The organism is Micromonospora orduensis (genome assembly GCF_006228125.1).
GTDB classification, from domain to species: domain Bacteria; phylum Actinomycetota; class Actinomycetes; order Mycobacteriales; family Micromonosporaceae; genus Micromonospora; species Micromonospora orduensis.
In genome coordinates this window covers 80,078-103,625 of sequence record NZ_VDFY01000154.1, presented here as the reverse complement: position 1 = coordinate 103,625, position 23,548 = coordinate 80,078, and the positions used below count along the sequence as shown (strand labels likewise).

General features: G+C 69.0%; 19 protein-coding genes. 11 read left to right on the top strand and 8 right to left on the bottom strand.

Annotated elements, in window-relative coordinates; all coding sequences use genetic code 11:
• Positions 1-21: 21 nt before the first annotated feature.
• The 3 genes from FHG89_RS14815 (at position 22) to FHG89_RS14805 (ending at position 2,148) form a co-directional block, all read left to right on the top strand.
• The gene (locus tag FHG89_RS14815; RefSeq protein WP_139584957.1) at positions 22-741 is read left to right on the top strand and encodes an ABC transporter permease; all 720 of its coding nucleotides are present in this window, start codon (positions 22-24) and stop codon (positions 739-741) included.
• Entirely contained in the window at positions 738-1,418 is a 681-nt protein-coding gene (locus FHG89_RS14810; protein WP_139584956.1) for a GOLPH3/VPS74 family protein, read from the top strand. Before FHG89_RS14815 ends, FHG89_RS14810 begins: the two co-directional genes overlap by 4 nt.
• Before the next feature lie 154 nt (positions 1,419-1,572).
• Positions 1,573-2,148 carry a hypothetical protein gene (locus FHG89_RS14805; RefSeq protein WP_139584955.1) on the top strand — a complete coding sequence of 192 codons (576 nt, stop codon included), beginning with the start codon at positions 1,573-1,575 and terminating at the stop codon, positions 2,146-2,148.
• A gap of 10 nt (positions 2,149-2,158) precedes the next feature.
• Here FHG89_RS14805 and FHG89_RS14800 read toward each other — a convergent pair whose 3' ends face one another.
• Positions 2,159-3,151, bottom strand: coding sequence for an MsnO8 family LLM class oxidoreductase (locus tag FHG89_RS14800; protein ID WP_244295449.1), 993 nt, complete (start codon positions 3,149-3,151; stop codon positions 2,159-2,161).
• Positions 3,152-3,876: 725 nt separating this feature from the next.
• On the opposite strand from FHG89_RS14800, the gene FHG89_RS14795 reads away from it, so the two are divergent.
• The gene (locus FHG89_RS14795; protein ID WP_139584954.1) at positions 3,877-5,001 is read left to right on the top strand and encodes a hypothetical protein; all 1,125 of its coding nucleotides are present in this window, start codon (positions 3,877-3,879) and stop codon (positions 4,999-5,001) included.
• Positions 5,002-5,303: 302 nt separating this feature from the next.
• On the opposite strand, the gene FHG89_RS14790 is transcribed toward FHG89_RS14795, so the two are convergent.
• From FHG89_RS14790 to FHG89_RS14775, 4 genes are all read right to left on the bottom strand, one after another.
• Positions 5,304-6,539, bottom strand: a complete 1,236-nt coding sequence (locus tag FHG89_RS14790; RefSeq protein WP_167517427.1) for an MFS transporter — start codon at positions 6,537-6,539, stop codon at positions 5,304-5,306.
• 589 nt (positions 6,540-7,128) lie between these two features.
• Complete coding sequence (locus FHG89_RS14785) at positions 7,129-8,373, bottom strand: cytochrome P450 family protein (RefSeq protein WP_139584952.1); 1,245 nt, start codon at positions 8,371-8,373, stop codon at positions 7,129-7,131.
• 91 nt (positions 8,374-8,464) lie between these two features.
• On the bottom strand, positions 8,465-9,481 hold the full coding sequence (locus tag FHG89_RS14780; RefSeq protein ID WP_139584978.1) for an alcohol dehydrogenase catalytic domain-containing protein: 1,017 nt from the start codon (positions 9,479-9,481) through the stop codon (positions 8,465-8,467).
• 346 nt (positions 9,482-9,827) lie between these two features.
• The gene (locus FHG89_RS14775) at positions 9,828-11,009 is read right to left on the bottom strand and encodes an acyl-CoA dehydrogenase family protein (RefSeq protein ID WP_139584951.1); all 1,182 of its coding nucleotides are present in this window, start codon (positions 11,007-11,009) and stop codon (positions 9,828-9,830) included.
• A gap of 291 nt (positions 11,010-11,300) precedes the next feature.
• On the opposite strand from FHG89_RS14775, the gene FHG89_RS14770 reads away from it, so the two are divergent.
• A complete protein-coding gene (locus tag FHG89_RS14770; protein ID WP_139584950.1) occupies positions 11,301-13,571 on the top strand; it encodes a glycoside hydrolase family 44 protein in 2,271 nt (756 codons plus the stop codon).
• Between the two features lie 124 nt (positions 13,572-13,695).
• On the opposite strand, the gene FHG89_RS14765 is transcribed toward FHG89_RS14770, so the two are convergent.
• From FHG89_RS14765 to FHG89_RS14755, 3 genes are all read right to left on the bottom strand, one after another.
• Positions 13,696-14,499: an alpha/beta fold hydrolase gene (locus FHG89_RS14765; protein WP_244295447.1), complete on the bottom strand. Its 804-nt coding sequence runs from the start codon at positions 14,497-14,499 to the stop codon at positions 13,696-13,698.
• A 37-nt stretch (positions 14,500-14,536) separates the two neighbouring features.
• Positions 14,537-15,106: a DJ-1/PfpI family protein gene (locus tag FHG89_RS14760; RefSeq protein ID WP_139584948.1), complete on the bottom strand. Its 570-nt coding sequence runs from the start codon at positions 15,104-15,106 to the stop codon at positions 14,537-14,539.
• 88 nt (positions 15,107-15,194) lie between these two features.
• On the bottom strand, positions 15,195-15,938 hold the full coding sequence (locus FHG89_RS14755) for a GntR family transcriptional regulator (RefSeq protein WP_139584947.1): 744 nt from the start codon (positions 15,936-15,938) through the stop codon (positions 15,195-15,197).
• A 439-nt stretch (positions 15,939-16,377) separates the two neighbouring features.
• Here FHG89_RS14755 and FHG89_RS14750 point away from each other — a divergent pair, with 439 nt between their 5' ends.
• The 6 genes from FHG89_RS14750 to FHG89_RS14725 all read left to right on the top strand — a co-directional run bounded on the left by FHG89_RS14750 (position 16,378) and on the right by FHG89_RS14725 (position 23,427).
• Positions 16,378-17,763 carry an extracellular solute-binding protein gene (locus FHG89_RS14750; RefSeq protein ID WP_244295446.1) on the top strand — a complete coding sequence of 462 codons (1,386 nt, stop codon included), beginning with the start codon at positions 16,378-16,380 and terminating at the stop codon, positions 17,761-17,763.
• A complete protein-coding gene (locus FHG89_RS14745) occupies positions 17,760-18,710 on the top strand; it encodes a carbohydrate ABC transporter permease (protein WP_139584945.1) in 951 nt (316 codons plus the stop codon). Before FHG89_RS14750 ends, FHG89_RS14745 begins: the two co-directional genes overlap by 4 nt.
• Positions 18,710-19,621, top strand: coding sequence for a carbohydrate ABC transporter permease (locus FHG89_RS14740; protein ID WP_139584944.1), 912 nt, complete (start codon positions 18,710-18,712; stop codon positions 19,619-19,621). Before FHG89_RS14745 ends, FHG89_RS14740 begins: the two co-directional genes overlap by 1 nt.
• The gene (locus FHG89_RS14735; RefSeq protein WP_139584943.1) at positions 19,621-20,688 is read left to right on the top strand and encodes an ABC transporter ATP-binding protein; all 1,068 of its coding nucleotides are present in this window, start codon (positions 19,621-19,623) and stop codon (positions 20,686-20,688) included. The genes FHG89_RS14740 and FHG89_RS14735 overlap by 1 nt, the downstream gene beginning before the upstream one ends.
• A complete protein-coding gene (locus FHG89_RS14730) occupies positions 20,688-21,764 on the top strand; it encodes an ABC transporter ATP-binding protein (protein ID WP_139584942.1) in 1,077 nt (358 codons plus the stop codon). The genes FHG89_RS14735 and FHG89_RS14730 overlap by 1 nt, the downstream gene beginning before the upstream one ends.
• Before the next feature lie 202 nt (positions 21,765-21,966).
• Entirely contained in the window at positions 21,967-23,427 is a 1,461-nt protein-coding gene (locus tag FHG89_RS14725) for an NAD-dependent succinate-semialdehyde dehydrogenase (RefSeq protein ID WP_139584941.1), read from the top strand.
• Positions 23,428-23,548: the final 121 nt, after the last annotated feature.

Genomic DNA, 23,548 nt, shown 5'->3' with positions numbered 1-23,548 from the left:
TCTTCCGAGAGGTGCGTCACCGTGTTGTCCATCGCGTCCAGCGAACTGATCCAGATTTTCCGTAACCGGCTGGTGCTGATCACCAGCCTCATCATCCCGGCCGCGGTCTCCGCGTTCTTCGTTCGTCAGCACGAGACCTACGCCGCCATCGGGAGCCTCGGCTACATCGCCGCGATCGTGATGTTCACCGTGGCCGCGTTCGGGCTCTACGCCACGGCCGTCACCACCCTGGCCTCCCGGCGCCAGAATCTCTTCCTCAAGCGACTGCGCTCCACCGCCGAAGGCGACGCCGGCATCCTCGCCGGCCTACTGCTGCCCGCGCTCCTCCTCACCCTGGTGCAGGTGACCGCGATCCTGACTGCACTGGCCGTGGTCGCCGGCGGACCGGCCAACGTCGCCCTGCTGATGGTGGCGGTCCTCGCGACTGTGGCCATGATGATCGGCTTGGCGCTGGCCACGGCCGGGCTGACCAACTCCCCCGAACATGCCCAGGTCACCACCCTGCCCGTTACCCTCGGTGTGATCGCGATGGCCAGCTGGGTGGGCATTTCCGGCACCGAGAACCTCGCCTGGCTCAAGCGGCTGCTGCCCGGCGGCGCGACCACCGAACTGACCATGAACGCCTGGAACGGCGGCGTCGCCGTCACCGACTCCCTGCTGCTGCTCGCGCCCACGCTCGGCTGGGTCGTCGTCGCCGTCGCCCTCGCCACCCGACTCTTCCGTTGGGAGCCCCGCCGATGACCCCCGACCCCCGGTCGGACGCCCCGACCCTGGCCGAAGATCTCCTCCTGCTTCTCTTCCAACCCAGGTCCGGGACCATCGCGGGTGAGAACACCCTCTTCTATGTCCTCGGCGGAGCGGTCCTCGCGGACCTCGCCCTCGGCGACCACCTGACCACGGTGGCTCGGGGGCGGGTCAGCAGCGTGGCGGGTCACCCACCGTCGGACGACCTCCTGCGCCCGGCGTGGGACTACCTCGCCGGGAAACCGAGGGGGGTGCAGATGGCACTGGCGGCGATCGGTCCCGCCCTGCGCAAGCCGGTGTTGGAGCGACTCGTCGCGCGCGGCGACATCGACCAGGAGCCCCGTAAGGTGCTCGGCCTGTTCCGGACGACGGCTCTGCGCGACGGCAGAACCGAGCGACGGGCTCGCCTGCTCGCCGACGTTCGGCAGGTCCTCGTGGACGGTGCCGAGCCGCAAGTCCGTGTCGCGGCGCTCGCGGCGCTGCTCTCGGCGAGCGGAACGCTCCCGCAGTTCCACCGCGAGATCCCGTGGACGTCATCGGTGATCAGCCGAGCCAAGGAACTCGAGCGGGGCGACTGGGGTGCCGACGCCGCAGCGGCGGCCGTGACGCGCACCGTGACGGCCACTGTCGTCAACAGCGCCATCGTGGCCATCACCGTGCTTCCCAGGGGCTAGTACGCCGAACGGCCGAAGGCGCCACGCCCGCGCAGATCGCACTGGCCTGGCTCCCCGCGCAGGGCGAGGGCATCTCGCCCATCGACGGTTGACCAGAGCAGACGTACGCAGCGGCCACGCCGCGGTCGCAGGTCAATGAAAGGAGCGGCACACCATGCGGAGCAAGATGATTCGAGTCGGCATCATCGGCGCGGACACCAAGGCCAGTTGGGCCGGGGCGGCACACATTCCAGCGTTCGCGGCACAGCCGCAGTTCGTCCTGGCCGCCGTAGCCACACGTCACGAGCAGAGCGCTCGCGAGGCTGCGGCGGCCTTCGGCGCCGAGCGCTGGTACGCCGACCCGCTCGAACTCATCCACGATCGGACCACCTCGGCGCCATCGTCAAGACCTCGTCGGGGGCCACCGTGGGTGTGCAGATCCTGGCCGGCGTGCCCCCAGGGACGCCGGCTCCAGCCTGGATGTCCGCGGCTCGGACGGCTGACCGGCAACCACCCGACGGGGGTTCAGGTCGGTGACCTCACGCTGTCGTCGAGCGTCGACTTCGCCGTACCCGACCGCCCGATCGCCAGCGGCACCGGCCCGACCGCCGCGGAGATCTGGACCGGCGCGTCCATCACCGTGGGCGAGGTGTACGCCAGCCTCGCGCGCGACATCGCCAACGGAGCCCATCGCACCCCGGGCTTCGGGCACGCCGCGCACAACAGCCGCCTGATGGCCCGGGTCGGCTGACAGCCTGCGGCTAACCGAACAATGCGGCCAGCTCGGCATCCGACGTGGCCAGGGCGGCCCGGTCGAAGGTGCTGCCAGCGGCGACGAGCTCCGCGGCCCCGGTGCGGTCGAGCAACTCGGCGAGCTCGCGTTCCACCTGGGCCGGCGAACCGGCGATCGCCGCCGCAGCGGTCTGCTCAAGATACTGCTGCTGGCGCGAAGTACGGTGAGCTGACCGCACCGCCTCCACCGGTTCCAACGGCGGGAAGACCCCGGTGGTCTGGCCTTGAGCCATCGCCCACGCTTCAGGCAGCAGCAGGTCGGCGGCCTCCGCGGCGGTGTCGGCGATCAGCACGTCGAGGCTGACCGCCACCCACGGCTCCGGTTGCTGTGGCGAGGGCTGGAAGGTGCGCCGGTACCCGGCCAGTGCCGCCAGCCCGGGCGCCGGGTCGCCGCCGACTCCCAGGAGAGGGCCACCCACGATCACCGGCAGGCCGAGCTCGGCCGCGATCCGCAGGCCGCTTCCGGTGGCCAGCGCGTACAGCGGCAATGGTCCCCGCGGCTGCGGGTGCATGGTGATCTCCGCTGTCCCGGTGAGAAAGTGGCGCAGCTCGACCAGGTCGGCGGCGAAGTCGCTGTCGGTCTGCCGCAGCGCACGGCGCACGGGCGCGGTGAAGCCCGGCGAGCGGCCCAGTCCCAGGTCGACCCGGCCCGCTGCGAAAGCGGACAACGTCGCGAACTGCTCGGCTACCACGAGCGGCTGGTGGTGGGGCAGCATCACCCCGGCCGAGCCGATCCGGATGGTGGACGTCGCACCGGCGACGGCGGCCAGCAGCACCGCCGGGGCCGCGCCCGCGATCCCGGGGACGCCGTGATGTTCGGCGACCCAGAAGCGGCCGTACCCGAGTCGTTCGGCCCGGACGGCGCGCGCGACAGTGCCCCTGAGCGCCTCGAACTCGGCCTCGCCGGCGCGGGTCCGGGATCGGTCCAACAGGGAGACGCGCAGGCCGCTGTCGATCACCACAGTTCCAGCATCCCCGCTCCCGTGCTTGTTCCCGGCCCCACACCTGTCATCTGTGTGGTCGAAACCCGACTGGGCGGTTCGAGGTGTTCCGCGAGCAGGGTCTCGCGTGGAGTCGGCGGCAGCGCTCACCCACCGACCCACTGCTTCGGCAGGTCAGTGAGCCTCATTGGCGTTGGCGTTCATCGCAACGGCTTCTCCTTATCGTCATTGTGTCCCCGACGATCGTCACGACGCCGGTCGTCGTCCTGACGATCTTCGGGGAGCGGTTCTACGACATCATCCGCGGCTGCGTCCGGGCAGCGACCCGGGCGTGTCCGCGCTCGCCGTACATTCCGACCCGGCACATCTTCAGCCAGTTCCCACCCACCGCTGGTCACCGAGGAACAGGTCGTCGCGCTGACAGCGATGCTGTCCAGCGGTTAGGTACTCCGCGACCGGGGGCGCGGCGGCCAGGTCGTAGCTCTACGTCTCGGTGAACCGACTGAGACACAAGAGCGCCTTCCATGAATCCGCTACACCGGTCGGGGCGGTCTCTTACGCTGCGGGGGCGGCGCGCGGTACGACGAGGGCGTCGCGGTGGCCCTGTACGGGCTGGTCGTCCAGTCCTCCTCTCGGCAGGCTGACTCTGCCTCTACCTCAGCCGGCGTGGGGCTTCCGCGACGGCGCGTGACGCCTCGATTTGTTCGTCATCAGCGGTCGAGCCCGGCAACTGGCGAGGAGCATCGATGACCCACAGCGAACAGGACCGCCCGGAGATCGTCGTCGGACTGGTGGCGACACCGCCGGACCACCCGGCCCGGGTGGCCGCTCGGCTCACCGCCGAACTGGCCGGCCGGCTGGCCGAGCGGGTGGACGCGGACGTGCGGTGGACCATCCGGGAAGGCTGGGGTGAGGTGGCGCCGCGCCGTGACGGTGGCGTTGAGGCGCTGCTCGAGGATCTTGCCCAACGGCGCGCCGACGACCGGTGGGACATCGCGATCTGTCTGACCGACCTACCGCTGCACGCCGACCGGGTGCCGCTGGTCGCGCAGACCTCGGCTCGGCGCGCAGTGGCGATGGTGTCCCTGCCCGCGCTGGGGCTGCCTCAGCTGCGAGCGACCCGCGCGGCCGTTCCGGATCTGGTGAGCCGACTGCTCACCGACGCTTCCGACAGGCGTGTGCCGCCGGCCGGCTGGGCACCGGCCGAGATCACCAGGCGTGTTCCCGCCATCCACCGGGTGGTCGGCGAGGCCGACGGGGAACTGGGCTACGTCGCCTCGGGGCTGGTCGGCCGGGTGCGGCTGTTGGCCGGCATGGTCCGAGCCAATCGCCCGGGGCGTGCCCTGCTGGGCCTGTCCAAGCTGCTGGTCGGCGCGTTCGGCACTGCTGCGTTTGCGCTCACCACGGACACCATCTGGCAGATGGGCGATGCGCTCGGCGGACTCCGGCTCGCTGTGATCATGGTGCTCGGGCTGACGGCGTTGGTGGCCTGGCTGATCGTCGCGCACGGCCTGTGGGAGAAACCGAGCCGCGAGACACCGACCGAGCTGGCACGGTTGTTCAACCTGGGTACGATCCTCACCCTCACTCTGGCCACGTCGGTGTCCTACGTGGTGCTGTTCGTGGGAACGGTGCTCGTCGGGGCGCTGCTGATCGACACATCCGTGCTGGAACAGATCCTGCAGCGGCCGGTCAATGTCAGCGATTATCTGACGCTCGCCTGGATCACCAGCTCGCTTGCCACCGTCGGCGGCGCGATTGGCTCCGGGCTGGAGAACGAGGAGACGGTCCGGGCTGCCGCTTACGGCTACCATCCCCAAGCAGACGGCTGGCGGGACGAGAAAGGCGGGCAGTCCCGCAGCGGGGGGTAGTGGGCACACGCCCCAGCTCGGCCTCATCCGACGCCGACCTGGCCGGCCGCTCTCCGCTGAATCTGAGCGCGATTCGGGAGCCCTCGGCGCCCGGCACCGCCGAGCACGTGTCGCAGCCGGCGTCGGTGGCGACTCAGCACGGCCGGGTGCGACCGGGTGCCGTCACCGCCCGATACCCGGCGGGGCCGGCGACGTCGACGCCTTCGACGGCCACACCCGGGAACAGTTGGCGCTCGGACAGAGCCCCGCTTGATGGGTGGTCGGTTTCCCGTGACGACGAATGGGTCACGGGGATCGTGGCGTCACTCGGTCGCTCGGGCTGTACGGACGGTTGTGCTCAGCGTCGCGGCGAGGGCGAGGAGTGTGAGCCATCCGGCCAGGATGAGCGTCAGCGTCGTCGTTCCGAGCAGAGCTATCAATGTGCCGCTGGCCATGGTGCCTATCGCTGCGCCTCCGGTGGTGAGGGCTTCGACCGCGCTGGTGACTCGACCGCGCAGAGCATCGGGGGTGACGGCGAGCCGGTAGGAATCGAGGGCGACGTTGTAGACCGGCGAGACCACCGACTCCGCGAAGGCCACCAGCGACAGCAGCCACCATGTCGGCGCCACGGCGTAGAACGGAAAGGCCAACGCTTCTGCCCACAGCATCGTCATCGAGAGCACCCCGAGCGGGAATCGGCGAGCGAGCGCGGGCGCTATGAGGCTGCCGAGCAGTGCGCCGACACCAGCGCTGGCGAATACCGTGCCGACCTGGGTGGGGTTCGCGTGTAGCTCCTGGGCCAGAATGATGATCAGCAGATAGCCGGCGCCGTACCGCAGGCCGTCTGCCGCATCGAGCAGAGCCAGCGTCCGGATTACCGGTTTGTGCCACAGCCAGGCCAGACCGCGACCGATGTCGGTCAACAGTGCACGTGGCGAGCCGGGCGCCGCGACCCGTACCTGCTGGAAGTCTGTGCGGATGGCCCGCAGGGACGCTGCCGACGCCAGGAACGAGACGACGTTGAACGCGAACGGGAGCATTCGGCTCACGGCGTAGGTGGTGCCCGCCACAGCCGCGCCGGCGATGCGGAGTGCGTTGGACATCGCGCCGAGCGTCCCCAGCGCGGCGGGAAGGTCGCGGCTGGGGACGATGTTCGGTAACGCCGAACTGTTCGCCGCCCCGAACAGGGTACTGAGCACGCCGTTGAGCACCGCGACGGCATAAAGCTGCGGCATCCCCAGCGTTCCGACCATGGCGGCGACAGGGATGGTGGCGGTGAGTGACCCGCGACCGATCTCGCACCAGATCATCGTTGCCTTGCGATCCCAACGGTCGACCAGAGCGCCCGCGAGCAGCCCGAAGGCGAGGTGGACCACAGTTTGCAGACCGAGCAGGATGCCGGCCTGCGTCGAGGACCCGGTCAGGGCAATGACCAGAAGAGGCAGAGCGAGGAACTGAAGCGAGTCACCCAGCTGTGAAACCAGCCGTCCCCCGAGCAACAGTCGGAAGTCGTGCCGGCGCCACAGGGGCTCAGGCAGCGTCGACGTGGCGCTGTCCATTCTGAACTCCGGTCGATGAGTGCGCCTGTCCGGCGCGCCGTCACGGGCTGACAGACACGCAGGCACCGCGAGGCCGGGGGCGTCGCAGTGGAGGGCGAGGAGCACCAGAAACCGCCGAAGAGCGGACAGACTCCACCCGCGTGTCGAAGCGTGACCGCTAGACGTCACGGGGTGTGAACATGAGCCGAGACGGTACGGGGGCGAGGTGACCGCCAGCAACACCATTCGTTGAACACTGACCCGCGAGCCCCGGCGGGGGCATCCCCTCGTGCTACGCGTCGCGGCGGCGTAACTGGATCCGGCCGCCGCCCGGGTACCAGGACGGTGGCCGGAGTGCCAGAACCGGTAGTCGGCGGCGCTCGCCGCCTGCATTCGCACGTCGAGGACGGGTCCGGTGGGCCATTACCATGCGAGCGTGACGAGTTTCCCGACGATGGCCCGCCAGTCCGAGCAGGACAGGCGACGCCTCGTCGGGACGCTCGACGACATCCACAACACAGGGGTCCGCTGACGCGCCGTGCGTTAGCGGCCGAGCAGCGTGCTCAGGAGCAGGCGCGTCGTCCCACACCATCCGCCCCGCAGCCGCACGTCACGCTGACTCGGCAGCGGCCGGGGACAGCAGGACTGGCAACTCGTCCCGACCGTTCATGATGAATGTGCTCTGCGGCTTGATCTCCGACGCCGGAACCGCGAGGGCCAGGTCGGGGAAGTGGGCGAACAGCGCAGGGACCGCGATCTCGGCCTCCAGCCGGCCCAGGGCCTTGCCGATGCAGCTGTACCCGCCGTGACCGAAGGACAGATGATCCTTGCGCGACCGGGTGATGTCGTAGGAGTTGGCGCTCGCGCCGTGGATGGCGGGATCACGTCCAATGGCGGCGAAATTCATGAGGACCGGCTCGCCCGCGCCTATCGTCACGTCGCCGAGCTGGACATCCTCGGTGGGAAAGCGGAACGGCAGATGTGCCACCGGAGCCTCGACGCGAAGCGTCTCCTCGATCGCGTCCTGCCACGAGGCATCCCCGGACCTGATCAGCTCGAGCTGGTCAGGATGGGTGAGCAGGGCGAGGATCGAGTTGATCACCAGGTTGGTGACGGTTTCGGTGCCGGTCCCCAGCAGGAACGACAATGTGCCGACAATCTCGGCGTCGCGCAGCCCCGAGCCGTCCTTCTCCTGGGCGGCGAGCAGATCACTCATGAGATCGTCCGCCGGGTCTCCGCGCTTCGCCTCGACCAGATCGGCCATCTCCCTCAGACCCCGGTCGACGCTCGCCGCTATCTCTTCACCGGTCTTGGTTGTGTCGACCTGCGCCTCGCCATCGCCGAGAATGGTCCCCCGGGCCGCATCGGCGATACCGAGGACATCAAATATCACGTGGGCGGCCAGCGGGTACGCGTACCTCGCCTTGAGGTCCACGATCGAGCCCGTCTGGCTGGTGGAAAGACCTGCCAGAAGGCCCGCGACAGCCGCGTCGATCGTCGGCCGCATCGCCTTGATCCGTTGCGGCGTGAATCTCCTTGCCACCAGCGCACGCATCTTGCTGTGCGCGTGTCCGTACGTTGTGTTCATGTTGTCCATGAGCGCCCAGTCGATGAGCGGGAAGCTCGGGTCGACCTCGCCGTCGACGAACGCGGTCCAGTGCTGATGCCCATCCTTGGACATCCGCGGGTCGCTCAGCACTTGCTTACCGGCTTCGTAGCCGGTGATCGACCACGCCCGTACGCCGTTGGGCAGCTCGACCTGGGTGACTGGCCCACGCTCGCGAATCTTCGCATTCTCCCGGTGAATATCGGCACCGGACGTGTCGATGACAATCGGAGGGGTTTCGATCTGCATAACGCCGTCCTCGCTGCTCTAAGCCCAGCCTTGTACCGGAAAAGTCCAATCGACCACCAGAGTGGTCGCCGCGCGTTGAACGGATGTCCGCTCAGTAGGTGACGACGGCGCGGAAACGAACCTCTCCAGCGGCCACTCGGTCGACCGCCTCGGCGATCTCCTCCTTGGCAAAGACCTCGATGTGCGGGGTGACGGCCCCGCGAGCTGCCAGGTCGAGGGCTTCGACGAGATAGGGAAGGCCGTTGTGGGTGGCACCGAGGATCGACTGACCCATGGCGAAGAACTGCCGCGACGGGTCGATGGTGAAGGAACCCGACGGGTCAATGGTCGCGAGCACCATGCGGCCATTGACGCGAAGGCCCGCAAGGCATTCGGCGGCGGCCTCGTACGAGGTGCCTGCGACGACGACGACGTCCGCGCCGCCGATCCCCGCGAGAGCCTCCCCGTCGGAAACCACGTGGTCGGCACCAAGCTCGCGGGCGACCTCGTGCTTGTCCGGCGTGCGGGTCACCGCCACGGTCTCGAAGCCGCATGCCTTGCTGAACTGCAAGGCCAGGTGGCCGAGGCCGCCGATGCCGAGCACGGCGACCCGTTCGTGTGGCTGTGGATTCGCGGCCCGCAACGCCGACCACGAGGTGTACCCGGCGCACAGCAGCGGCGCGGCCATCTCGTACGGCAGCTCATCCGGCAGCAGCACCGTGGAGGACGCGGGTACCACCAGATATTCGGCGTGGCCACCGGCCCTGGTCAGCCCGGTCATCTCCGGGTTGTCGCAGTTCATGCCGGTGATGCCGGTGACCGGGAGGTTGAGCCGGCAGTGATCGCACGAGCCGCAGCCGCTCTGGATCCAGGTGGCGCCGACCCGGTCACCGACCTTGCGCGCGGTCACCCCGAGACCGACCTCGGCGACCTCACCGGCAGGCTCATGCCCGACGATGGCCGGTTCGATCGGCGGAAACGGATACGTACCGTCGGTGAGCCACACGTCATTGCGGCACAGACCGCTCGCGTGCACGCGGATGAGCACTTCGCCGGGACCCGGCACGGGCTTGGGAACCTCGGTCAACTCCCAGGTCTGACCGGCTGCGGGACACACTGATGCCAGCATCACGACGACGCCTTTCCGAGATGGCCGGCCGGTTGAGCCGGCCGTTCCTGATGAATGAAGTCCTCAGCCGGATCCCAGCGGCGGGGCGAGCACACCTGGGACACCGGATCGTCGACCAGCCACCGTCGGACCCACGTCCCGGAGACGCTCTCTGGCTGGCCGAGCCGGGTAACACCTCCGGAGGCCGTCCGCTGGCCACCATTGCACCGCAGGTCCCAGGGGGTGAGCTGCGGACGGCACTCCGGAGCGGTGTGACCAGGCACCGATGCCCGTCAGCCACGACGGGCAGCGGTGCTACTGGTTGCGGTCACCGGCCACCCTGTGCGGGCCCTGGTGAACGCGCCGGTCAGATGAACGGCGTGTTGGAGTCCAGTCCGCAGACGATCCGGCCGTACAGCTCGAGGTTCGTCTTCGGGTGCAGGATGGCGTGCAGGTTGAGCGCCTGCACGTCCCGCTGGATCCGCTGGATCGGCACGTCCCGGTGGATGGACGAGCCGCCGCTCGCGCCGTGCAGGATGTCGACCGCCTCCTTGGCCCGCTGGCACACGGCGCCCAGGTCGAGCCGGACGCGAGCCCGCTCCTCGAGCGACCAGGCCTCACCCGCCTGACCCTTGGCGTCGATCATGTTCGCCGCCCGGTGGGCGTGGAAGCCGACCTCGTCGATGTTGGTGATCGCCTCGGCGATCTCCAGGTGGGTGACGGGCGCCTCGGCCTGGTTCTCGTAGCTGGTGTAGGTGATCTTCCGGCCGGGCAGCCGCTCCAGGAAGGCGTCCTTCGCCGCCAGGGCCAGGCCGAGCGCCGGCGCGCTGATGGTCGCGCAGGCCGTCGGCATGAACGGAGCCTTGTAGATGGTCGCGTCCGCGTTCCGCTTGGACTGGTGCTGACCCTGGAGCACCGGCCCCATCTGCAGCACCCGCTGCGCCGGGATGAACACGTCCTCGGCGATCGTCGTGATGCTGCCCGAGCCCCGCAGCCCCGACGTGTGCCAGTCGTCGACGATCTGCAGGTCACTGATCGGTACGGCCACCATGACCGGTGCGAAACCGCCGTCCCCGGTCGGCGTGACCGCGGCGTTGGTGTTCCACGTACTTTGCTGCGCCCCGGTGTTGAACGACCACCGGCCGTTGATGACGAAACCACCGTCGGTCGGGACGGCCACCGCCCCGGGGCTGAGGATCCCGCTGATGCGCACGTCCGGAGTCCCGAACACCTCGTCCTGCACCTCGTCCGGGAAGAGTCCCGTCATCCAGGTGCTGATCGACCACACCGCGACCGTCCACGCGGTCGAGCCGTCGCCGCGCCCGAGCTCGGCCAGGACGTCCACGACCGTGCCCATGTCGGACTCGTAACCGCCGTAGCGCACCGGCACCCGCATCTTCAGGAGGCCCGCGTCGGTGATCGCCTCAATCACATCGTCATGGATCCGCCGGTTCTCCTCCATCCAGAGAGCCTTCTCCCGCAGCAGCGGGACAAGCTCAGAGGCGCGACGAACGAGCTCGTCCCTGGGCGGCGCTTGCGTAATCTCCATCGAGTCTCTCCTTAGCAGGCGTCCCGCTGCCGCGCTGCGTCATAGGGGCCGATATCGGAATCAGCGGCTATGCAGACATTTCCAGGTCGGCCGGCTCGGCGCGACTTCGCGCTTGCTGCCCGCGCGCTACACGTCGCGGCGGCCCGCTACGGCGCCGGGTCGGTGGGACGGCACGCGCTCGTGGATACGGGCCAGGACGGCGAGGAGCCTTCCGGCGTTGACTCGTAGCCAGGAAAGCGCAATGGTGTGGAAGCGCTCCCATCGTCAGGCTTCTATCCGGAAGGAATGCTCGTGCGTCCCACCACCGCTCTGCTCCCGGTCGTGCTCGCCACGGCCCTCGGCGGTCTGGCCCTGCCGGAGCCCGCCCTGGCCGCAGCCGGCCCGGCCCTGGCCGTCGACGCCACCGCCGCCCGGCACCAGATCAGCCCGTACGTCTACGGCATGAACTTCGCCGACGAGGCCCTGGCCCGCGACCTGCGGCTGCCGGTGCACCGCTACGGCGGCAACGCCACCACCCGCTACAACTTCCGTGCCGACACCACCAACCGAGCGTCGGACTGGTACTTCGAGAACATCCCCAACGACAACCCGAGCCCGGCCGACCTCCCCGAGGGCTCGGACTCCGACCGGTTCGTGCGGCAGAACAAGGCCACCGGCGCCGCCACGGTCATGACAGTGCCGATGCTCGGCTGGGTCGCCAAGGACCGGTCGCGGGCGTGTGGCTTCAGCGTCGCCAGGTACGGCCCGCAGGAGTCCACCGACCCCTGGGCACCGGACTGCGGCAACGGCAAGAGGCCGGACGGGTCGCTGATCACCGGCAACGATCCGCAGGACACCAGCGTCGCCGTCGGTCCGGAGTACGTCGCGGACTTCGTCAACCACCTCAAGGGGCAGTTTGGCACCGCCGCGAACGGCGGGGTCCAGTTCTACAACCTGGACAACGAGCCGGACCTGTGGCACGCCACCCACCGCGACGTCCGCCCGACCGGGCTGGGCTACGACGAACTACGCGACCGCACCTACGAGTACGCCGCCGCGATCAAGGCTGCCGACCCCGGCGCGAAGACGCTCGGTCCCGTCGGCTGGGGCCTGAACTCGATCTTCTATTCGGGTCTCGACCAGGACACCTGCTCGCGCACCGGCTGCTGGTCGAACCCGCCGGACAAGGCCGCGCACGGCGGCCAGGACCTCGGCCCGTGGTACCTGGACCGGATGCGCGAGTACGAGCAGCAGCACGGCACCCGCATCCTCGACTACTTCGACGTCCACCTCTACCCGCAGCAGTCCGGCGTGTTCGGCGACGCGGCCGGCGACGCCGCCACCCAGGCGCTGCGACTGCGCTCGACCCGCCAGCTCTGGGACCCGACCTACGTGGACGAGAGCTGGATCAACAGCCCGGTCCGATTCATCCCGCGCCTGCGCGAGCTGGTCGACCAGCACTACCCGGGCACCAAGATCGCGATGACCGAGTACAACTGGGGCGGCCACGGGTCGCTCAACGGCGCGCTCGCCCAGGCTGACGTACTCGGCATCTTCGGCCGCGAAGGGCTCGACCTGGCCACCCTCTGGACCGCACCCGCGGCCGACCAGCCGGTGGCCAACGCCTTCCGCATCTACCGCAACTACGACGGCAAGGGCGGCGCGTTCGGCGAGACCTCCGTCAAGGCGACCAGCGCCGACCAGGGCAGGCTCGCCGTGTACGCCGCCGAGCGCAGCGCCGACAAGGCCCTCACCCTGGTCGTGGTCAACAAGACCGGCGACGACCTGACCAGCCCGGTCGCTCTCACCGGCGCCTCAGCCAGCACCGCCCAGGTCTACCGTTACAGCGGGGCGGACCTCGCCGGCGTCGTCCGGGAGGCCGACCAGCCGGTGACCGCCGGCGGCCTCACGGCCACCTTCCCGGCCAACTCGATCACCCACCTGGTGCTGCCGCGCGGCACCACGCCCGGCGACACCCAAGCGCCGACCGCCCCGGGTAAGCCGACCGCCGGCACGATCACCGGCGACAGCGTCGCGCTGGCCTGGACGCCGTCCACCGACGACACCGCCGTCACCGGCTACGACGTGCACCGGGTCGACACCACCGGCACCGTGAAGGTGGGCAGCGCCACCGGCACCACGCACACCGTGACCGGGTTGACGCCGGACACCCCGTACACCTTCGTGGTGACCGCCCGCGACGCGGCGGGCAACGTCTCGGCGGCCTCGCCCGGCCTGACCGTGCGGACCGCGCCCACCGCCCCGGCCCTCGGCTGCACGGTCGCCTACACGACGAACAGTTGGCCGGGCGGCTTCACCGCGACCGTGACGATCAAGAACACCGGCACCACCGCGATCGACGGCTGGAAGCTCGCCTTCGACTTCCCCACCGCCGGCCAGAAGGTCGGCCAGGGCTGGTCGGCCACCTGGAAACAGAACGGAACGAGCGTCACCGCGGACAGCATGAGCTGGAACGGCAGACTCAGCCGCGGCGCGTCCACCAGCATTGGCTTCAACGGCACATGGAGCGGCACCAACCCGACGCCGACCGCCTTCACCCTCAACGGTCAACGCTGCGGGTGACCTGAGAGACCCCTGCTCCGTCCCGGACCGGCGGAGCAGGCCGAGAGGGTCCGGGGCGCCGCTGCGCCCCGGATCCCTCGATCTCGACGGGAGGGCGTTGGCCTCTGCGGACCTGCCGCAGCGATCAATGACCTCGGTCCCGGCGGAGGAAGCACGACAGCAGTTGCCGGAACTCGTGCGGGTGCTCGATCGCCGGCACGTGCCCGCACCGGCCGAGCACGTGCAGACGGACATTGGCCAGGTGTTCGAGCAGGGGCTGGGCTGCCGTCCCGAGCGGGGTGACTCGGTCCTCGGCGCCGTGAACGAGCAGCACGGGAGCGCGCACCGCGGCCAGCGTCTGCGTCGAGAGGGTGAGGTCGTCGACCCATCGTGCCCTGGGTGGAGGGAACAGCGCCGCGAATGCCGCCGCCCCGGCTCGCATCGCAGCTGCACGGGCATCGACGGCCGCATCGGTCACGAGCGCCTGGTCGAGGACGAGGCGACTCAGCATGTCTCGTGCCCCGAGGCGGCCGGCGGGGGCGGCCCAGACCGCGTCGAGCTCGGCGGACAGCGGCGCCCCGGGGGCTCCCATCGTCGAGACCGCCACGACACGGGTGACCTGCTGGGGGCGCGCGGCCGCCAACGCCAGCGCCACGGCGCCGCCCATGGAGTGACCCACCACGGCGTAGTACTCGATACCGAGAGCATCCATCAGGCCCGCGGCCTGCTCCGTCCACAGCCGGAGCCCACCCCTGGAGCCCGCCGGGACAGGTGTACGGCCGAACCCTGCCTGGTCAGGAGCCACCAGGTGCCAGGACGTGCCCAGCGCCTGCGCCGTCGCTGCCCAGGCGCCGGACCCGGTCGTGCCGGGTCCGGAGCCGTGCAGCATCAGCACCGCGGGGCCGGTGCCGCTCTCCAGGACGTGGACGGGGGAGCCGTCGACTGCCACCGTCCGAAATGCCGTCACCAGGGCGGGCCGGGTGCGCTCATGCCGATGCGGGGTCGACGGACTTCGAGAAGACCTCCATCATCGCCCTGCCGAACTGCGGCATGTCGGGCCACCCCCGGCAGGAGACGAGGTTGCCGTCCACGACGTCGGGAGCGTCGACGACGGTCGCGCCGGCGTTCTCCATGTCACCGGTGATGGGTGGGAAGCACGCCGTCCTTCGACCCTTCAGCAGCCCGTACACCGCTGGCACCTGCGCGCCGTGGCACACAAGCGCGATGGGGAGGTTGCGCGCGAAGAAGTGCTCGGTGATCCGCCTGACGTCGGCGTCGACCCGGATCCACTCGGGGGCACGTCCCCCGGGGATGATGAGGGCGTCATAGCGCTCGACGTCGACCTCGGCCCAGGGCACGTCGACCGGCAGCTTCCGGCCGTTCTTCTCCACGTAGGCGTCGGAGTTGGGGTCGAACTCGTGGATGACCAGTTGCACGTCGCGCATCGTCCGTGACGAGACGTCGACGTCCCAGCCGCCCTCCTGGACGCGGTAGTAGGGATACATGGTGTCGAGTTCCTCGGCGGCGTCGCCGGTCAAAAGCAGCGCTCTGGGCACCTGCTTCTCCTCGCATCTGGGGACGGTGAGGTAGATCCAATCCGATCCGATCCGGTTGAGTTAGCATTCCTCGGCTCCCGCCCGCCCGTCAAGCCTCTACCGGCACTCCGTCCGCGTCCTTGACCTCGTCGAACAATCGTCGGAAACGCTCGCCGGACCGCAGGATGTGCCGACGCATCGCGTAGGCGGCGGCGTCGGGGTCACGTGCGGCGATCGCGGCCACCACCTCCTCGTGCTCGGCCATCGCCAGGTGAGTGACCTGGGTGTCGTGGTGAAGCCGGAAGAGGTGCACGTGGCTGTGCAGGCGAGCGAGCGCTTCACGGATGACCTGGTTCTCCCCGCTCAGGGCGACGAGATCGTGAAAAGCGGCGTCGCGTAGCCCGAAGGCGCCATAGGCCAGGGGCCCGTTGCCCCCCTCCAGCTCCGCCATCTCCTCCAGCATTCGTCGCAGACCGGCCACCTGCTCCGAGGATGCGCGTTCGGCGGATCTGCGCGCCGCTGCCGGCTCGAGCAGCAGGCGGACCTCGAGCATGTCCTCGAATCGGTCACGGGTGATGTGAGGTGGAATGCGGTAGCCAGCATGGGGCACACGCACGACCAGGCCCTCGGCCTCCATGCGGTTCAGAGCGTCTCGGATCGGCGTCTGCGAGACCCCCAGCTCTCGCGCCAGGACATCGATCGTGACGCGGGAGCCAGGCTCGATCCGTAGCGACATCAGCTGTCCGAGCAGCGTGTCGTACACCTCGTCGGCAAGCCGGCCGCCAGATCTTCCCGGCGGCGTTCCGCCCGCCGCGACCCTACGGCCCCGCGCGATCATCGCTTCGTCGTCCATTGTGACGTGAGGTCCCTTCTTGCGTCTTCGTGAACCTGTTGACATCAGTCACAACGCTGCGGCATGCTGACGCCCCCACCAGATCGTATAGGAAAAGCGACAGGATGCCCGCCGTCCTGCACCGTCGCGGAACCAACCGCCATCGCTCTACTCGATCACCCGGAGCTCCCATGAGCATGCTCGACGTCCTGCCCGGTTCGTCACCGGGCCGCAGCTGGACCGAAGGGCTTCTCGACAACATGAGGACCCGGTACCTCGCGGCGTACTCGTGACCCCGGTTCGCGGGTCGGCCCCCGCGACAGCCCGGCGACACGCCTGAACGACCCAGCAACCGCTCGGCGAAACACATAGCGAGGCCTTAGAAGTCCGAACCCAGAAAGCAGGCGAAAAGATGCGGTATCAAAGGCGAATAGGACGAACATCCGTTCCCGGTCGGAAGGTGCGGCTGGCGACGGCGGCCATGCTGCTGGTGGCCACGACCGTGGCGGCTTGCGGCGATGGCCAGGACGACGACGCGAAGGCGAGCGCTCCCAAGGCGCCGGCGACCATCCCGGAGCTCACCAAGGACCCGCTGACCCTCAGCTTCATCTGGTTCGACTGGCCCCCCGCCCAGGCGCTGGAAGCCTTCGCGAACGCGGAGTACAAGAAGGAACGGCCGAACGCGACCATCAAGGTCAACACCGTGCCGAACGCGAACTGGCACGACGCGATGTTCACCCAGTTCGCCGCGCGCAAGACCGACTTCGACATCGCGATCCTGGACTCGCAACACATCGGTGAGGCCGTGACGAACGGCAACATCCTCGACATCACCGACTTCGTCAAGAACAACATCGACGTCAAGGCCTACAACCCGTACCTCCTGGCGGCCTACGGCCAGTTCCCCCAGGCGGAGACCGGCAAGCGCGACGAGAACGCCAGCCTGTACGGACTGCCGCTGCTCGGCGACACCTGGACGATGATCTACCGCAAGGACCTGATCGGCGACAAGCCACCGCAGACCTGGGACCAGATGATCTCAGCCGCCGAGAAGTGCCAGGCGGACAACCCCGGCGTCAGCGGGCTGGCTTTCCACCAGGCCAACGGCTCCGACGCCGCGGCCGTCACCTACAACACGGTCAACGGCATCTACGGCGGCAACCTCTGGGACGCCAAGACGCGCAAGATCGAGGGCGTCCTCAACGACGCTGCGGGCCAGGAGGCGATGGACGTCCTGGTCAACAAGATGAAGCCGCTGACCGCCAAGGGCTCCGGCAACTGGTTCATCGACGAGGTGAACGCGGCGGTCGCCCAGGGCAAGGCATGCATCGCGTTCAACTGGATCGCCGCGAGCGGCGGCCTGCTTGACCCGAAGCAGTCGACGCTCGGCAGCACGCGGGAGCAGATTCTCGACAAGCTGGGTTTTGCCACCCTGCCGAGCCAGAAGACGAACCTGGTCCCGCTCGGCGGCATGGGGATGCACGTGTCGGCCTACTCCCCCACGGCAAACCAGGCGGAAGCCCTGAACTTCATGAAGTGGTTCGAGCGGGCTGATGTCCAGAAGAAGTGGGCCGCGGCTGGTGGCGTGCCATCGCGTACGGACGCCCTGGAGTCGCCCGAGTTCCTCAATGCCGGGCCGTTCAACCAGGTGTACACCGACTCGGTTCCACGGATGCGGGACATGTGGAACGTGCCCGAGTACGCACGCCTCGTCGACATCGAGAACACCAACGTGAACGCGGCTCTCAACGGCGCGAAGAAGCCGAAGGATGCGCTCGACGACATCGCCAAGGAGCAGCAGGGCGTACTCGACTCCAGCAACCGCAAGGGCGGCGGCGGACTGTGAGTGACCCCGCCCCTCTGACGATCGACAACCCCGGGCAGGTGGCGTCCACGGCGCCACCTGCACCGGGTCGGTCCCGCCGGCTGAGCGACCGCGGGCTCGCCGTGGCCTTCATCTCCCCCGCGATGCTGCTGTTGCTCGCCATGTCGGTGTTCCCGTTGCTGTGGTCGTTGTACCTGTCCTTCACCGACTACTCGGCCACCCGCGGCGGGCCTGCCAATTTCATCGGGTTCGGGAACTACACCGCCATCCTGACGTCGGCGCAGGTCCACACCAGGGCCCTGACGACGCTGATCTACGTGATCGGCGCGGTCGGCCTGCAGACCGTGCTCGGGTTCGGCATCGCCTACCTGATCTCACGACGCACGCACGGGCGAGGAGTGCTGACCACTCTGTTCCTGGTTCCGATGATGCTGTCGCCGGTCGTGGTCGGGCTGTTCTGGCGATTCATGCTCGACGCGCAGTTCGGGGTGGTCAACAGCATGCTCGGCTCGGTCGGTCTGGGGCAGGTCGAGTGGCTCACCCGGCAGCGGACGGCACTGATATCCCTGATCGTGGTCGACACCTGGCAGTGGACACCGTTCATCATGCTCATCGCACTTGCCGGCCTCAGCGCGGTGCCCAAGTACCTCTACGAGGCCGCCTCGATCGACCGGGCGTCCGAGTGGTTCCGGTTCCGCACCATCACGCTTCCGCTGGTGTGGCCGCTGCTCCTCATTGCCGTGATGTTCAGGGCCATCGAGGCGTTCCGGCTCTTCGACCTCGTCTACATCCTCACCAACGGAGGCCCGGGTGTCTCCACCGAGACGTTGTCGTTCCACATCTACAAGGTCGCGTTCCTCGGCTTCAACACCGGAACCGCTTCGGCGTACGGGATCCTCATGGTCCTCGTCGTCATCGTCCTCACGCAGTTCTACCTGCGCTACCTGAACAAGCTCAAGGAGGGCTGATGGCCGTCTCCGTCGACGAGGCCGTGTCCACAGGTAGTGCCCGGGATCACACGCCCCCCGCGCGCCGCCTCGGCGGCCGGGGCCGCTCCGTGCTGGAGGTCGCGCTGCTGACCGTGCTGGCCGTCGTGATGCTCTTTCCGGTGCTGTGGATGATCGAGACGTCCATCAAGGAGAACCGGGACGTCTACGCCATTCCGGCCAAGTTCTTCGACTTCACGATCACTCTCGACCATTACAAGGACGTGTTCGTCGCCCCCGACGGCGGTCGCTCGGCCCTGTCCGTCTCGTTCCTCAACTCCGTCGTGGTCGCCGGGGTGTCCACGGTGCTGGCCACCGTGCTGGGGGTCCCGGCGGCCTGGGCCTACTCACGCTTCGCCGTGAAGGCCAAGAAGGACCAACTGTTCTTCATCCTGTCCACCCGCTTCATGCCGCCCGTGGTTGTCGTGATCCCGATCTTCCTCATGTACCGCCAGGTCGGACTCATCGACAACAAGCTCGGCCTGATCCTCATCTACGCCGCGTTCAACGTCCCGTTCACGATCTGGATGATGAAGGGGTTCGTCGACGAGGTGCCCGCGGAGTACGAGGATGCCGCGATGCTCGACGGCTACACCCGGTTGCAGGCGTTCCGGCGATTCACCCTCCCCCTGCTCGTGCCCGGCATCGCCGCGACGGCGGTCTTCGCACTCATCTTCTCGTGGAACGAGTTCGTGTTCGCCACCTTCCTCACCTCCAGCGACAGCGTCCGGACGGCGCCACCCGCCATCGCCGGCCTCATCGGCGGCACCACCACGGACTGGGGCCTCGTGGCCGCCTCCTCCGTGGTGTTCGCCCTACCGGTGCTCGTCTTCGCGTACCTGGTGCGCAAGCACCTCATCGCCGGTGTGACGCTCGGGGCGGTGCGACGCTGATGGCGGGTATCGAGGTGACCGCGCTGCACAAGCGCTACCCGGACGGGACGGTCGCGGTCGACCACGTGGACCTGTCCATCGGCCACGGCGAGCTGTTCGTGATGCTCGGCCCTTCGGGTTGCGGCAAGACGACCACGCTGCGGGCCATCGCCGGCCTGGAGAGGCAGACGACGGGCGACATCCGCATCGGCGACACGCTTGTCAACGACCTGCCGCCCGCCGAGCGCGACATCGCCATGGTGTTCCAGTTCTACGCTCTCTACCCGCATCTGAAGACCCGCGACAACCTGGCGTTCCCACTGCGGGCCGAGGGACTGCCCAAGCCGGAGGTGCGCAAGCGGGTCGACGAGGCCGCCCGGCTGATGCGGCTCGGTCCGCTCCTGGACCGGCGACCGCGCCAGCTGTCCGGCGGGGAGCAGCAGCGCGTCGCGCTTGCTCGCGCACTGGTACGACGACCGCGCGCATTCCTCATGGACGAGCCTCTCACCAATCTGGACGCGGAGCTGAGGGCGGACATGCGCACGGAGATCAAGCACCTGCAGGGGGAACTGGGGGCGACGATGGTCTACGTCACCCACGACCAGGTCGAGGCGATGTCGCTCGGTCACCGAATCGCCATCCTGAACAAGGGCCGCGTCGAGCAGATCGGCACCCCGCTGGAGGTCTACGACCGTCCGGCGAGTCTGTTCTGCGCCGCATTCATCGGCTCCCCGCCGATGAACCTGATCGAGGTGGAGGTGGCCGACGGGAAGCTGCACGGTCAGGGCGGACTGGTTCTCACGCCACCGCCAGGCCTGCCGCGCGACCGTCGCCTGGTGGCGGGCGTCCGGCCGGAGGCGCTGGAAGTCACCGCACCAGGGGCGGAAGGCTCGATCCCGGCCCGGGTGGTCTCGGTGGAGTGGCTGGGCGACGAAATCATCTACGTGGTCGACCACAGCGGCCAACGTGACGTCCGGGTCCGGATGCCCCCGACTGTTCGTTTCGCCGCTGACGCAAAGGTCGGGCTGCGGCACACCGGCGGAACCCCGACGGTCTACGACGTGAGCACGGAAGAGCTGGTGGCCTGATGGGAACCGTTGCAGCGCACGGGCTGCGCAAGTCCTTCGGGAAGGTCCAAGCCCTGGACGGGGTGACGCTGGACGTGCCGGACGGCTCGTTCTTCGTCGTACTCGGGCCGTCCGGGGCAGGCAAGACGACGACCCTGCGAGCGATCGCCGGCCTGGAGAAGCTCGACGCCGGGTCGGTGCGTCTGGACGGCAGGGACGCGACAGGTGACTCCCCGGCCGCACGCGACCTGGCCATGGTCTTCCAGAGCTACGCCCTCTACCCGCGACACACGGTGTACGAGAACATCGCCTCGCCGCTGCGGGCACGCCGCTCCTCTGCCAGCGAGATCGCCTCAGCCGTCGAGCGGATGTCCAACCTGCTACACATCGAACGTCTGCTGCAGCGTCGTCCCGCGCAGCTGTCGGGCGGTGAGATGCAGCGGGTCGCCCTGGCCCGGGCGCTGGTCCGTCGCCCCCGCGCGTTCCTCATGGACGAGCCGCTCACGAACCTCGACCTCAAGCTCCGCGTCGAGATGCGCACCGAGCTCACCCGCATCCACCGGAGCCTCGGCGCGACCTTCGTCTACGTGACAAACGACCAGGTCGAGGCCCTGTCCATGGCCGACCAGGTCGCGATCCTCAAGGAGGGGAAGGTGCAACAGGTCGGAACGCCGACCGAGGTGTACGAGCGTCCCGCCAACCAGTGGGTCGCCGGATTCGTCGGGAGCCCGCCGATCAGCCTGCTCGCCTGCCGCGCCGAGGGAGATCGTCTGGTCGGTGCTGGAGGCTGGACGCTGCCGCGGCCCCGCTGGACCACGGCCGAGGACGGTCGTGCGCTGCTGCTGGGCCTGCGCGCGGAGGACCTGTCCGTCGAGCAGCGTGGGGACGCGTCGTTGTCCGGGGAGCTCTACGGGCTTGAGCCGCTCGGTGACCGCACGGTGGTCGACGTCCGAGTGGGCACGGAGATCCTCAAGGTCAAGGCACGACCCACCGTCACCGGTACGCCCGGCGAGCAGCTGCACGTCAGCGTCGACCTGGGCCGTGCGCACCTGTTCGACGCGGGCACCGGGCTGTCGCTGTCCGAGGCTGGGCGGTAACCGCGCCGGGCGGCGACGGCACCATGCGCCGGCACGTGGCAGTCGAGCCTCGGCGGACCGTCACCAGCGAGCACGGCCTGACGACGCTGAGACGGCCGTGGCCCTCGCCCGCGACGAGGGCGTGTGGGCCGTCCGTCTACGCGCACAGCGCGATCGCCGAGGCACGCCGGACATCACCAAGAAGATCGCAGGAGGCGACGCGATGAGTGACCCGATGGACGTCCTGGCCCCCGAGCACCGGCGGCTCCGGATCGGCGACGCCTGGCGCGACGCCGCAAGCGGAGCCACCTTCGCCGTCGAGGACCCGGCCACCGGCGGGACCATCGCCGAGGTGGCGGACGCCGACGTCGTCGACGGGCTCGCCGCTCTGGACGCGGCGAGCAGAGCGATGGCGGAATGGGCGGCGACCCCGCCGCGGAAACGGTCGGAGTTGTTGACCGCGACGTACCGGGCGCTGACCGAGCGATCCGAGGAGGTCGCCCGGCTGATAACGCTCGAGATGGGCAAGCCGCTCGCCGAGGCTCGGGCGGAGGTCGCCTACGGGGCCGAGTTCTTCCGTTGGTTCGCCGAGGAGGCGGTACGCGTCGAGGGGCGCTACAGCACCGCTCCCGCAGGTGGGTACCGCGTCCTCACCGTGCCGAAGCCGGTCGGACCGTGCGTCTTCGTGACGCCCTGGAACTTTCCGTTGGCGATGGGTGCCCGCAAGATCGCTCCGGCGCTGGCCGCCGGCTGCACGACGATCACCAAGCCGGCAGCCCAGACGCCGCTCACCATGCTGTTCCTGGCCCGCATCATGGAGGAGGTCGGCGTTCCCCCGGGCGTCGTCAACGTGGTGACCACCAAGCGTTCCGGCGCTGTGGTCTCCGCGCTGCTGGCCGACGGTCGGACCCGCAAGCTGTCGTTCACCGGGTCGACCGAGGTCGGGCGCGTGCTGCTCCGACAGGCTGCGGACAACGTGCTGCGTACGTCCATGGAACTGGGCGGCAACGCGGCCTTGATCGTGTGTGCCGACGCCGACCTGGACGTCGCGCTCGACGGTGCGATGGTGGCCAAGATGCGCAACATCGGGGAGTCCTGCATCGCGGCCAACCGGATCTACGTCGAGGAGCCGGTACGCGAGGAGTTCACGGCGCGCTTCGCCGAGCGGATGGGCGCGCTCTCGGTGGGCCATGGTCTCGACGACGGCGTGGACGTCGGGGCGTTGATCGACGAGGCCTCGGTCACCAGGATCGACGAGCTCGTCACCGACGCGGTCGATCGCGGCGCCCGGGTCCTGGTGGGCGGCGAGCGTCCGGATGGGCCGGGCCACTTCTACCCGCCTACGGTCCTCGTCGACGTGCCCGACGATGCGCGGATGCTGAAGGCGGAGATCTTCGGCCCGGTGGCGCCGATCATGTCGTTCACGTCCGACGACGAGGTACTGGCGAAGGCCAACGACACCGAGCACGGCCTGGTCGGATACATCTTCACCCGTGACCTCCAGCGGGCGCTCCGGTTCACCGAGGGGCTGGATACGGGAATGGTCGGCATCAACCGTGGTCTGATCTCGGACCCGTCAGCTCCGTTCGGAGGGGTCAAGCAGTCCGGGATCGGCAAGGAGGGGTCGCACGAGGGCATCCTCGAGTACCTCGACCTCACCTACGCGGCGATCGACCTCCCGTGACCGGCCCGCTGCTCCGGCCGCCCGGTACGCGCGGCTGCGCCACCCGTGCGGCCAACCTTGCCGACGCCGTTCCGGTCTCGCAGGTGACCTGGACGTCCGCCCAGCACATCGCCGCCGACGC